Source organism: Shewanella inventionis (assembly GCF_019931735.1).
GTDB lineage: Bacteria > Pseudomonadota > Gammaproteobacteria > Enterobacterales > Shewanellaceae > Shewanella > Shewanella inventionis.
In genome coordinates, this window is sequence record NZ_CP082926.1 from 146,809 (window position 1) to 159,090 (window position 12,282).

The 12,282-nt window shown below is 44.9% G+C and carries 12 protein-coding genes; 7 read left to right on the top strand and 5 right to left on the bottom strand.

Going from position 1 to position 12,282, the window contains the following annotated elements; translation table 11 throughout:
• The first annotated feature begins 12 nt into the window (after nucleotides 1-12).
• The gene (greB, locus tag K8B83_RS00710; protein WP_188735950.1) at nucleotides 13-492 is read left to right on the top strand and encodes a transcription elongation factor GreB; all 480 of its coding nucleotides are present in this window, start codon (nucleotides 13-15) and stop codon (nucleotides 490-492) included.
• 13 nt (nucleotides 493-505) lie between these two features.
• Nucleotides 506-643, top strand: coding sequence for a hypothetical protein (locus K8B83_RS00715; protein ID WP_223418935.1), 138 nt, complete (start codon nucleotides 506-508; stop codon nucleotides 641-643).
• A 199-nt stretch (nucleotides 644-842) separates the two neighbouring features.
• On the opposite strand, the gene K8B83_RS00720 is transcribed toward K8B83_RS00715, so the two are convergent.
• Both K8B83_RS00720 and K8B83_RS00725 read right to left on the bottom strand, forming a co-directional pair.
• A complete protein-coding gene (locus K8B83_RS00720; RefSeq protein ID WP_188735953.1) occupies nucleotides 843-1,691 on the bottom strand; it encodes a universal stress protein in 849 nt (282 codons plus the stop codon).
• Nucleotides 1,692-1,721: 30 nt separating this feature from the next.
• The gene (locus K8B83_RS00725) at nucleotides 1,722-3,212 is read right to left on the bottom strand and encodes a SulP family inorganic anion transporter (RefSeq protein WP_188735954.1); all 1,491 of its coding nucleotides are present in this window, start codon (nucleotides 3,210-3,212) and stop codon (nucleotides 1,722-1,724) included.
• A 457-nt stretch (nucleotides 3,213-3,669) separates the two neighbouring features.
• On the opposite strand from K8B83_RS00725, the gene K8B83_RS00730 reads away from it, so the two are divergent.
• From K8B83_RS00730 to K8B83_RS00745, 4 genes are all read left to right on the top strand, one after another.
• Nucleotides 3,670-4,479: a C15 family peptidase gene (locus K8B83_RS00730; RefSeq protein ID WP_188735956.1), complete on the top strand. Its 810-nt coding sequence runs from the start codon at nucleotides 3,670-3,672 to the stop codon at nucleotides 4,477-4,479.
• Nucleotides 4,480-4,596: 117 nt separating this feature from the next.
• Nucleotides 4,597-5,322 carry an osmolarity response regulator transcription factor OmpR gene (gene ompR / locus K8B83_RS00735; RefSeq protein ID WP_188735958.1) on the top strand — a complete coding sequence of 242 codons (726 nt, stop codon included), beginning with the start codon at nucleotides 4,597-4,599 and terminating at the stop codon, nucleotides 5,320-5,322.
• Between the two features lie 3 nt (nucleotides 5,323-5,325).
• Complete coding sequence (envZ, locus tag K8B83_RS00740) at nucleotides 5,326-6,669, top strand: two-component system sensor histidine kinase EnvZ (protein ID WP_188735961.1); 1,344 nt, start codon at nucleotides 5,326-5,328, stop codon at nucleotides 6,667-6,669.
• A 228-nt stretch (nucleotides 6,670-6,897) separates the two neighbouring features.
• A complete protein-coding gene (locus K8B83_RS00745; RefSeq protein WP_188735963.1) occupies nucleotides 6,898-8,868 on the top strand; it encodes a methyl-accepting chemotaxis protein in 1,971 nt (656 codons plus the stop codon).
• A 53-nt stretch (nucleotides 8,869-8,921) separates the two neighbouring features.
• Here the strand turns inward: K8B83_RS00745 and K8B83_RS00750 are convergent, their stop codons facing one another.
• The 3 genes from K8B83_RS00750 to K8B83_RS00760 all read right to left on the bottom strand — a co-directional run bounded on the left by K8B83_RS00750 (nucleotide 8,922) and on the right by K8B83_RS00760 (nucleotide 10,923).
• Nucleotides 8,922-9,395 carry a peroxiredoxin gene (locus K8B83_RS00750; RefSeq protein ID WP_188735965.1) on the bottom strand — a complete coding sequence of 158 codons (474 nt, stop codon included), beginning with the start codon at nucleotides 9,393-9,395 and terminating at the stop codon, nucleotides 8,922-8,924.
• A gap of 31 nt (nucleotides 9,396-9,426) precedes the next feature.
• Nucleotides 9,427-9,939 carry a DUF2937 family protein gene (locus K8B83_RS00755; protein WP_188735967.1) on the bottom strand — a complete coding sequence of 171 codons (513 nt, stop codon included), beginning with the start codon at nucleotides 9,937-9,939 and terminating at the stop codon, nucleotides 9,427-9,429.
• A 102-nt stretch (nucleotides 9,940-10,041) separates the two neighbouring features.
• Nucleotides 10,042-10,923: a LysR family transcriptional regulator gene (locus tag K8B83_RS00760; protein WP_188735969.1), complete on the bottom strand. Its 882-nt coding sequence runs from the start codon at nucleotides 10,921-10,923 to the stop codon at nucleotides 10,042-10,044.
• A gap of 149 nt (nucleotides 10,924-11,072) precedes the next feature.
• Between K8B83_RS00760 and K8B83_RS00765 the strand changes: the two genes are divergently transcribed.
• Nucleotides 11,073-12,263: an MFS transporter gene (locus tag K8B83_RS00765; RefSeq protein WP_188735971.1), complete on the top strand. Its 1,191-nt coding sequence runs from the start codon at nucleotides 11,073-11,075 to the stop codon at nucleotides 12,261-12,263.
• The last annotated feature ends 19 nt before the right edge of the window (nucleotides 12,264-12,282 follow it).

The following is a 12,282-nucleotide window of genomic DNA, read 5'->3' on the forward strand; positions in this document are numbered from 1 at the left end:
AGAGTAGCAAAAGTGAAAACCAAGTTAATCACCCTCGAAGGTTACAACAAGCTCAGACTTGAGCACGATTACCTCTGGAAAGAAAAGCGCCCTGAAGTGACCAAAATTGTTACCTGGGCGGCCAGCCTTGGCGACCGCTCAGAAAACGCCGACTACACCTTTAATAAGCGTTTATTAAGGCAAATCGACCGTCGAGTACGCTACTTACGTAAGCTATTACCTGAGCTAAAAATCGTTTATTACGCCCCAGAGCAAGAGGGAAAAGTGTTTTTTGGTGCCACAGTTGAAATTGAAAACGACGCCGGCGACATCAAAACCTTTAAAATTGTTGGCCCAGAGGAAATCTACGACGAACGTAAAGATTACATCTCTATCGACTCCCCAATGGCGCGTGCACTGCTCAAAAAAGAAGTCGACGACGAAGCGGTGGTCAGCACGCCTCAAGGCGATAAAACCTGGTACATTAATAAAATTACCTATACCAAAGACTAAAAGTGCATTAGCGTTGGGCATATTTATATTCGGTGAAACGCCAGACACCATGACGCTACTTGGCAGCCTACTCGTGGTGGTCAGCGGCGTTTACACGCTCAGCCAAACACGTAAAAAAGTCAGTTCTAGAGTGGTGAATAGTGAAGCTTAATGGGCCGTGGGATTAAGATATGGCCTGCAAGCATTAAGGCCGTCTGCCTTAAATAATACCAATCAGCACAACCAAGTCATAAACAAAAAACCACCCCGACACACATTGCCGGAGTGGCTTTTAACTCGCATGATTACTATTTAGCTTTTAACTGTCTGCTATCTGCTATCTGCTATCTGCTACCAGCAATCCAATATGACTAGCGCAATAGTAATAACGGGATTTTGCTTTTGCTGATCATTCTGGTGGTGTTGCTTCCGACAAAAAATTCACGAATACGTGAATGGCCGTAAGCGCCCATAACCATTAAGTCGATGTTATGCTCAACTTGATAGGCTTCTAAAGCCGCTTGCACTTCACCCTGACACACTGCGGTGCTTACGTTAAAATCTGCACTGCTTAAGGTGTCTGCTGCCGCGGCCAATTCTGCACTGGCTTGCGTCAGATTGTCTGACACCATCACTAAGTGACACGCTAAACCTTTAAGCAAAGGGCTGGCTGCCACGCGAGCTAGGGCTTTTTTCGCCGTTGCACTGGCGTCGTAAGCAAAGATAAAACGCTTAGGTGCGGTAAACTCAGGCATAACCACTAAAATAGGTTGCTTAAGCGTGCGGATAACACTCTCAATATGGCTACCAATCGGTTGGTCTTGGTGCTGTTCACCTTGGCGTCCCATCACCACTAAGCGTGCATTAGGCTCTTGTTCTAATAAGGTTTCAATTAAGTCGCCGTGGCGCTGTAAAGTATCAACTGACACTGTCGCTTGTTGGTCAGAAACACGCTTTTTAGCATCTTCGAGCATATATTTACCTTGCTCAAGTGCCAGTTTGCTTCTGCGGCCTTCAAGCTCAACCATTTCGTCGAGTAGGTGTTCACGCGTACCTAAACCAATGCTGCCAGATAAATTCAACTGTGTTGGATACACAGATTTATCTAACACATGTAACAAGGTCACTGGCGCAGCCATTTGAGTTGCGGCCCACACGCTGGCATCACATACCGCTAAGGTGGCTTTTGAACCGTCGATACAAGCAATCACATTTGTCATTATTGTTCTCCTTTATGGTGTTGCTCAGGATTAGTGACCCGACATCATTTTTTCGACTTCTTCAGGTTTATCGTGCACCCCAAATTTATCAACGATGGTTGCACTGGCTTCATTTAAGCCAATTAACTCAACCTCGGTACCATCACGGCGGAATTTAATCACCACTTTATCGAGCGCCGATACTGCGGTGATATCCCAAAAATGCGCTAATGATAAGTCGATAGTGACTTTATCAACCACTTCTTTAAAATCAAATGATTGGCTAAACTTATCTGCCGAGGCAAAAAACACCTGGCCAACAATTTTATAATGACGGCCAGTTTCAGCGGTAATCTCTGAACTTTTAACCACCATGAATTGACCCACTTTATTAGCAAAGAATAACGAAGCCAACAACACCCCTACAAATACCCCAATCGCCAGGTTATGGGTAGCAACAACAACCACAACCGTGGCCACCATCACAAGGTTTGTCGACATTGGGTGATGTTTAAGGTTACGGATTGAATCCCAAGAGAAAGTACCGATAGACACCATGATCATTACCGCAACCAAAGCGGCCATAGGGATAAGCTTTAACCAGTCACCTAAAAATACGATTAGAATCAGCAAAAACAATCCGGCAGAAAACGTAGATAAACGCCCACGACCGCCCGATTTAACGTTAATAATCGACTGCCCAATCATGGCACAACCTGCCATGCCGCCCATTAAGCCGGCACCAATGTTGGCAATACCTTGGCCTTTACACTCACGGTTTTTATCACTTTGCGTGTCGGTTAAATCATCAACAATGGTGGCTGTCATCATTGATTCTAGCAAACCAACCACCGCAAGGCCTGCTGAATAAGGCAAGATGATCATCAGGGTTTCAAGGGTTAATGGCACTTCTGGCCATAAGAAGATAGGTAAGGTGTCAGGCAGCTGGCCCATATCGCCTACAGTGCGCACATCAATGCCCATAAATACCGCAAAAATGGTTAAACCAACGATGCACACTAACGGTGACGGTAATGATTTACCAATAACCGGGATCAGTGGGAATAAGTAAATAATCCCAAGGCCTGTAGCGGTCATGGCGTACACATGCCAGGTCACGTCAATCAGCTCAGGCACTTGCGCCATAAAGATTAAAATTGCCAATGCGTTCACAAAACCAGTCACCACCGAGCGCGACACAAAACGCATTAAGTTACCCAGTTTTAAGTAACCTGCTGCAATTTGGAATACACCGGTTAATAAGGTGGCGGCCAGTAAGTATTCAAGGCCGTGCTCTTTGACTAAGGTCACCATTAACAGTGCCATTGCACCCGTTGCCGCAGAGATCATCCCTGGGCGACCACCGGTAAATGCAATCACTACCGCAATACAGAACGAAGCATAAAGCCCCACTTTAGGGTCAACACCAGCAATAATAGAAAAGGCAATGGCCTCAGGAATTAACGCCAGCGCAACCACAAGACCGGCTAAAAGGTCTCCGCGGATGTTAGAGAACCATTCTTTTTTCATGGTTTGTATCATGTTATTCACTCTGTTTAAAATTCAATCAATTATTTCAATAGTACGTGCTTATTTGAAACTGCAATGTCGCTACAGCTTCTAATGTGTCGATCCGTCATGCAACGAGATGCTATCAAATATGAGGTAAAGCAAACTGCCACTACAAATGGATTGTCATAATCCAATTAGGAAGGGGTTAACGAATGCAGCTTATGTTCATGACATGCAAGACTTTACATGCATAAGATTTCGCTTTGACTACACAGGTGCAACTCAAAGCAGCGACACAGAATATAGTTCAGCCCGTTGAAAGTCAAAATCTGTCACTAAAATAGTCCACGTTTTGTTATTTAAAACCACCTGAAACTTTGGCGTTAATTTGATTTACCAGCATTGTTGACTACAGTTAAACCTCGTTCAAATTACCGTACGTGGTGCTATTTCTTTTCGCATTCAACCTAAAACATAAAGGGACATTATGTTTATTGCATTAACAGGCATGTTGCCCACACAACAATTTATTCAAATTATCAGTTTGTTACGATTACGCCCATTGTATCTTGTGCTGTATTTATTGCCGCTCAGCCCACTGCAAGCCACATCACAATCAATCCCGTCCACTTCACTCAAGCCTATTGTGGGCAACTGGATAATAGACACGCCTGAGCGGATTAGCTTATTACAGCTAAACCCAAACCAAAGCTACTTACACATTGAATTTAACTTGCTAGCACCACACCAAAGCGTGGCCGAATGGGGCCGACTCGCTATTGCGCCTAATAGCGTGCGCTTTATTGCCAGTTATACTAATAATCCACGCGAGGGTTTCGTGGCTCACCACTTTACTCATCCCACACACCAAATGACACTCACAAAAAGCAATACGACTTTACTGCTCGATGTCGATAGCAATGCCGATAGCGTTACTGATAAACAATATCGTTATAACCGCAACACAACCCACCCCGTCTATGGCGTGTGGCACCAATTGTCGACTCCCGCGTTGAGTAGCTTAGTACTGCTAAACAACGGTTATTACGCCACAGTGCACATTAACTTGCATCAGGATCCACATACCGATGCCCACATTACTCACCTACAATGGGGCCGCTTTGAAGGACTACAAGGGTTTGGTGAACCCATTTTTGATAGCCATCCACAACTTACATTAAACCCAGTAAATGCTATTACCAGAGTTATTTACCACCCACAAAGTCAACAACTGGCATTATCTTTTGACCAAGATATCGACCACACCACTGATCATTTGCCGCTTTTTAAGCAATAAAGCGGTATTTACAGCTATTTAGTTACAATTTCTGCTGCAATCAGCTATTCAAATTCAAGTGATTACACTTCATACTGAGCCATTGCTGGTATCAATTTAGTGTTTAAAGGATATTCCATGGGCCAAGAAACCTCTAAAATCCTCGTTGTCGATGACGACATGAGATTACGTTCATTATTAGAACGTTACCTAATTGAGCAAGGCTTTCAGGTGCGAAGCGCAGCCAATGCTGAACAAATGGACAGGTTACTTGAGCGCGAAAACTTTCACCTTTTAGTACTCGACTTAATGCTACCCGGTGAAGATGGCTTATCAATTTGCCGCCGTTTACGCCAGCAAGAAAACCCAATTCCTATTGTGATGCTCACCGCGAAAGGCGATGAAGTCGATCGGATTATTGGCCTTGAACTGGGCGCCGATGACTACTTACCTAAGCCCTTTAACCCACGTGAGTTATTAGCACGGATTAAAGCGGTAATGCGCCGCCAAACTGCTGAGGTACCGGGCGCGCCTGCACAGCAAGAAGAAATGATTGAATTTGGTGAGTTTTCACTAAATTTGGCCACGCGTGAGATGTTTCATGGTGACGAAAGCATTGCCCTCACTAGCGGCGAGTTTGCCGTATTAAAAGTGCTGGTTAACCACCCTCGAGAGCCATTATCGCGCGATAAGTTAATGAACCTTGCTCGCGGCCGCGACTACTCAGCCCTTGAGCGCTCTATTGATGTGCAAGTGTCACGTCTACGTCGTTTAATTGAAAAAGATGCCGCCAACCCACGTTACATTCAAACGGTTTGGGGTTTAGGTTATGTGTTTGTACCCGACGGCACTTCGCGTAAATAATTGATGGAACTCAAGTTAAAATGGTGGCAGCGCTTCTTACCTCGAAGCGCGTTTAGCCAAACGGTATTGCTGATTGGCAGCTTATTGCTGATTAATCAATTAGTGTCGTATTGGTCAGTCGCCGTTTACTTTATCAAACCCAGTTACGAGCAAATTAACCAACTGATTGCCCGCCAAATCAACATATTATTTGTTGATGGTGTTGATGTGGGCCGCGAACATCTCACCATGGTTGATGCTTTAAATGCCAAGGTACGTGACGATGGCATGACAGTGTACAATCAAAAACAAGCCCAGGAGGCCGGACTCGGCCAGGCCACCTATTACAGTTTTTTATCTGAACAGATGTCAGTGTATTTGGGCGGTGAAGCAGAAGTACGCTTTTCTCAGGGCGAAAATCTCGACGTGTGGATTAAGCCACCGCAAGCTCCTACATTATGGATTAAAGTGCCGTTAACCGGCATTAACGAGTCTGACTTATCACCTTTAACCTTATATTTATTAGTGATTGGTGCGCTTAGTGTTGCTGGCGGCTGGTTATTTGCCCGTAGGCAAAACAGGCCATTAAAACGCTTACAAAAAGCCGCCGTTGCGGTATCTCAAGGCGACTTTCCGCAGACATTGCCGTTAAGTGGTTCAACTGAAATTGTTGAAGTAACCCATGCGTTTAATCAAATGGCGCATAGCATGAAGCAACTTGAGCAAGACCGCGCATTATTAATGGCCGGTATCTCCCACGACTTGCGCACGCCACTGACACGTATTCGCTTAGCGTCTGAAATGATGGTAGAAGAAGACCAATATTTAAAAGAAGGCATCGTTACCGACATTGAAGACATGGATGCCATTATTAACCAATTTATCGCCTATATTCGCAACGACCGTGAAGGTGTGCGCGAACCTGATCAGATTAACCGCTTGATCCAAGAGATCAGCCAACAAGAATCGCACCGCGCAGAAACCATTGAGTTGTCGCTCGGCAATTGCCCAGACATTGCCATGAATAGTGTTGCCATTAAACGTGTGTTGAGTAACCTAGTAGAAAACGCGTTTAGATACGGTAACGGCTGGATAAAAATCAGCTCTTACCAGCAAGGCAATACGGTATGCTTTTGCGTAGAAGACAATGGTCCAGGCATTGATGAGTCTAAAGTTGAGCAGTTATTTCAACCGTTTACTCAAGGCGACTCTGCTCGCGGCAGTGTAGGCTCTGGCCTAGGGCTGGCGATAATTAAGCGAATTATTGACCGCCACCACGGCAAAGTAAAACTGTCTAACCGCCCTCAAGGTGGTTTAAAAGCCCAAGTTTGGCTACCACTAACCGACAACAACGTCGTCGACAATTAATGTTACCAAAGAATGAAAATAGATTAACTTTCATCCAAAACCTACACTGTATTACACATAATTTAATCACATTAGATTAGCTTTTCATCAATCAAAATTTACTAAATCATTGATTAAAATCAAAAATAAACAAAATACTTATCATGGCATCAGTTCAGGTGCACACGACAAACTGTCATATTAGTGCCATAAAATACTCACAATGAAAATTGCCTGAGTTTAGATTGAATGAAAATATCAACCTTATCGCTAGGAGCTTCTGCGCTGTTACTAATCCTTGCAGCATCACTTGCTGGCACAGTGCTATGGAGCAATCAGCAACGGCAAGTCAGTGAACAACTCAACCAAAGTTTGCAACGTATTCAGCATACATTTCAATATGATGTACGCCGTAATATCGATAAGTATTTGCAAACAGGCCAAAGCAATTATCTAGAACAGGCTCGTGCAGATATCAATAGCATTACGGGCAATATCAGTGCATTACAACAGGCACACCCGCAACTCGACAGCTCATCGTTAATCCAATTAATGGAGCAGCTCACGCAAGATTTAGACACAAAATATCGCGCTGCAGGTAAATTAGCCGGTAATCCACGGCAATTGCTGGCGTTTGCCGAATCTGAAATGCTCAGTTACAGCCGCAGCTTAAGCCGTTACGCACAATCGGCGCCGCAAGATAATAGCGTGGCACAACAATATCTTGCTCTTAGCACAGAGTTACCCAGCCTGGTGTATCAGTTATCGCAGCTCACTCAATCCTTATTAATTGATAAAGATACCGGTGTTAGCAACAGCGTAAATTTCACCATAGAAACACTCAACACCTGGCACGATCAATTGCAGCAACTGCCTTTACTCGGTATTTATCGCACCGAAGAAGTCGACGAGTTTGCGCTAGGTAACGATGAACCAGAGCAAATTGAAATAGGCGAAACACCTCGAGCTGAGCTACTAAGTTTAAGCCTGCGCTACAGTAAAGAAGTGAATAACACCGAGAACATGCTCAGCGAAAACCAGGCGGTACAAAACGCCCTTATTAATGCCACTAGCCAAGTAGAGCAACAACTCGTGGCATTAGCCGACATGCAAAACCAAACAGACCAACAATTAAAACTCAACTTACAATGGTTACTGTATGGCATGGTGGGCTTACTGGCACTGTTTGCCATAAGTTACTTTGTGTTACAACAGCGTCGTGTGGTCACGCCATTACGGCGCTTAAACCGCGCATTTGCGATGTTAAGCGAATCGAATCAACGTGAACCGATTGCGGTTACCAGCCAATGTGAAACGGGGCAAATTGCCGCGCATTTTAATCGTTTATTACAACGTTTTGATCAAGAGGACGAGCAGCAAAAACACAATATGGCTGTGGTCTCTAAGTCATTACGCGACTTAGTCATTCAAATTGGCTCGCTGTCAAATAGTACCCAAAAAACACAAACCGTAGTACAACAGGCTCAAGGGCAAACAACTGATTTAATTGAATTAGCCAACCAAGTAAACCAGTCGTCTAGTGAGCTGACCGTTCGCGCTCAACAAACCATGACCGACATGTTAGCCAGTCAGCAAGAAGCTCAGGGTGTATTAACGGCAACCGAACATACATTGTCTACGGTAAATCAATGTAACCACTCACTTAACCAGCTAAGCACCTCGGTGAATGACGCGGCTAAAATTGTTGACGTGATAGGCAATATTGCCGAACAAACCAACTTACTGGCACTAAACGCGGCCATTGAAGCGGCCAGAGCTGGCGAACAAGGTCGCGGCTTTGCGGTAGTTGCTGATGAAGTGCGTAATTTATCGCAACGCACCCAGTTGTCGCTCAAAGATATTATGGCGATATTAACTCAGCTCACCAGTTCAAATGAGGCACTAAGCCAAAGCGTCAATGACATTAGCGCCGCCTCTGAGCAACAAAAAACACGTGCCCAAAGCCTGCTAACCGTGGCTAAACAGGTACAGCAACAAGCCAGTGACATGGCAAACAGTGCCAGCCAGGGCAGCGAACACGCTAAGCAGCAAGTGCATTATCTCGATGAGTTCGTACAGGCGATGGACAGCTTAATGCACCGCGCTAAAGATGCGTTTGAACAAAGCGAAACCATTGCTCACGAGGTGAGTAACAGCGTCGACAATATTGAACAAAACCTCGGCATTGGCGAAACCAAAGCGCCATTCTCTACGCCATAAAAATGGGCGCCACATTGGGCGCCCATTTTGATTCAATCAAGTTAAAATCTGGCTTACAGTGCAGCCATTACCGCTTCTGCGGTGCTCACTTCAAATGATTTGGGTGCTTCAACATTCAATAATGTCACCACGCCGTTGTCGATAATCATCGCGTAACGTTGTGAACGCACGCCGCCAAAACCTGCGGTGTCCATTTCTAGACCAAGTGCTTTAGTAAAGCTTGCATCGCCGTCGGCTAGCATCATTAACTCAGAGGCATTTTGCGCTTCGCCCCATGCTTTCATTACAAATGCATCGTTTACTGACACGCAGGCAATCAGGTCAACACCTTTGGCTTTAAACTCGTCAGCTTGTACAACAAAGCCTGGTAAATGCGCTTCTGAACAGGTTGGCGTAAAGGCACCAGGTACGGCAAATAACACCACTTTTTTACCGGCAAATAATTCAGTTACATCGTGGTTCACCATACCGTCTTTTGTCAGTTGGCTTAATGTAGCTTTTGGTAGAGATTGTCCTTTAGCGATCATAATCATATTTCCTTAAGGGTGAATAAATGGGTTATTTGGGTGCCAATACTTTACGGCAACCCACGTAAAAAATTGATAATACTGACTCACATAAAATTGCGATCAACAGCCCAAGTAACATACCTATAGCAATGGCTTCGGGCTTTAATAAAATCACATGGGAATAATTTTTCCAAACCTCTAGTTGAATGTCTGTTTGCGGTGAAAAAATTAACTGCTGGTATGGGCTGTAACTGTGCTGACGAAAACGCGTTAGTGCATCGGTTAACGCCATGTAACGCTGGTAAATAGATTCAATGCTTTCACCGCCAGAGCTGAAAACCGGATCATTATTTTGGCGATAATGGTAGATGAGCTTGCTGATATCGCCACCGAAAAAACGGTCGGCGTCGTGTTGAAACTCGGCCAAATTTTGCTTAGCTTCTAGCTGATGTGCTTCAAGGCGCTGACCGTATTGGTCAACAAAACCAGGAACTTGAATACCAATCAATACGCCACAAACAAACAGCACTAAGCGCAGGTAGTCCATTAAATGTTTAATCATGATGTCATCGGCTGAGATAGAGAGAAATTCACAAACGCCACAATATCACCAATCAGTAAACTACGCATCTTGTATAAACTGATGTTAATTTATTGCCGCTGATTACAAGGTTAATCTGGGCTGAATAAACTCAATAAATGCCGAGATCCTGCGTGCCACAGTAGATGATTTGTAATACATCGCACTCACTTGCTCGCGTTCGGCAACATTAATTTTGTCGTGATTTAGCAAGGTGACTAATCGCCCAGCGGCTAAATCGTCATTAATCATAAAGCCCGACAAACACGCAATACCGTTGCCACTCAATGCCAATTGGCGCAGCGTTTCACCATTACTGCTACTGATCGTCGGCGTAATATCCTCACCGCCTTTTAGTGGCCATTGGTTAAGCACTTTGGGCTCGGTAAACCCTAACAACTCATGGCCGCTTAAGTCGGCCACCTTTTGCGGCGCGCCTCGTCGGGCAATGTAATCTGGTGAAGCAACGATGTGTAAAGCACTTTTACCTAATGGCCTGGCATATAAAGTAGAGTCGTTTAATTTACCAATACGGATCGCTACATCAGTGCGTTTCTCTAGTAAGTCGACATAACCCTCGTTAGAGGTGAGTTCTAGCATAATATCTGGATACGCTTGCCTAAAATCGTTCATGAGTGGCACTAACTGATGAAACACAAATGGGCTTGCGGCATCAACACGCAATCGCCCTTGCGGTAATTCACCTCGGCTCACTAGCTCATCTTCTGCCCGTTGTAATTGCAGTAAGCCCGTTCTCACTGACTCGACAAATTGCCGGCCTTCGTCGGTCAGCTCAATCCGCCGAGTGGTACGGTTTAATATGGTCACCCCAAGTTGCTGCTCAATTTTACTCACAGCCCGCGACACGCGCGCCACCTGAATATTTAACGTATCAGCCGCCGCAGAAAAGCCGCCACTGTCGACCACAGTTAATAAAATATCAAGATCATCTGAGCGAGTAAGCATACACACCTCGGGTTAACGCACTGCTTTATTACATTCATTTTACACAAATATCATTTGCTAAAGACACTGTTTTTTACAACTAAATTACCGTGAATAATAGCCAGCATTAAGCAACACCCATCCATATTATTGAAACCGAGGAACACATCATGCCGTTAGCCCTACTCGCATTGACGCTAAGCGCCTTTGCCATCGGAACCACAGAATTTGTCATTGTGGGATTACTGCCCACCATGGCACACGACCTTAATGTTTCATTACCCTCAGCAGGCTTACTGGTTAGCTTGTATGCTCTAGGTGTTGCCATTGGTGCACCGGTATTAACGGCATTAACAGGTAAATGGAATCGTAAACATGTGTTATTAACCGTTATGGCGCTGTTTGTGGCAGGTAATGTATTGGCCTGGCAAGCCCCCGGTTATGAAACCTTAATTGTCGCGCGCATTATTACCGGGTTGGCTCACGGGGTGTTTTTCTCTATTGGCTCAACGATTGCGACCGGATTAGTGCCCAAAGAAAAAGCCGCCAGCGCTATCGCCATTATGTTTACTGGTTTAACCGTGGCATTGGTGACAGGCGTGCCATTAGGTACCTATATTGGGCAAACATTTGGTTGGCAAGCCACCTTTTTAACGGTAGCGCTGTTAGGCCTTATTGCACTGATAGGCAGCAGTTTATTGGTGCCAAACAATTTACAGCAACCTGCGGCCACTAAAATATCAGCTCAACTTAACGTGTTAACTCAACCACGCTTATTATTAGTGTATGCCATTACCGCCTTAGGCTACGGTGGCACCTTTGTCGCGTTTACCTTTCTAGCGCCCATTTTAGAGCAAGTGTCTGGTTTTGAGTCTAACGCGATTGGTCTAATTATGTTGGTTTACGGCGTGTCGGTGGCTATCGGTAATATTTGGGGTGGCAAAATGGCCGACAAGTTAGGCCCAATCAAAGCGCTAAGTATTATCTTTATCGGTTTAGCCGCTATTTTACTGGTATTTAACTTTACTGCGGTTAACCCTATTGCAGCGGTTATCACCATTTTGGTGTGGGGCGCCTTTGCATTTGGTAATGTACCGGGTTTACAAGTTTATGTGGTTAAACTAGCACAAGAACATACACCTAATGCGGTGGATGTGGCATCTGGCCTTAACATTGCCGCGTTTAATGTGGGCATAGCATTAGGCGCATGGGGCGGCGGAATCATTGTTGAACAAGCTGGCTTAATGCATACACCATGGGTCGGCGCTGTGATTGTATTGTTGGCATTAGCATTAACCCGCTACAGTGGCTCACTAGACAATAAAACCAATAGCGCTGCGGTATCTCGGGCAGCAGCATAAGCTAGAAATCATTAAATCA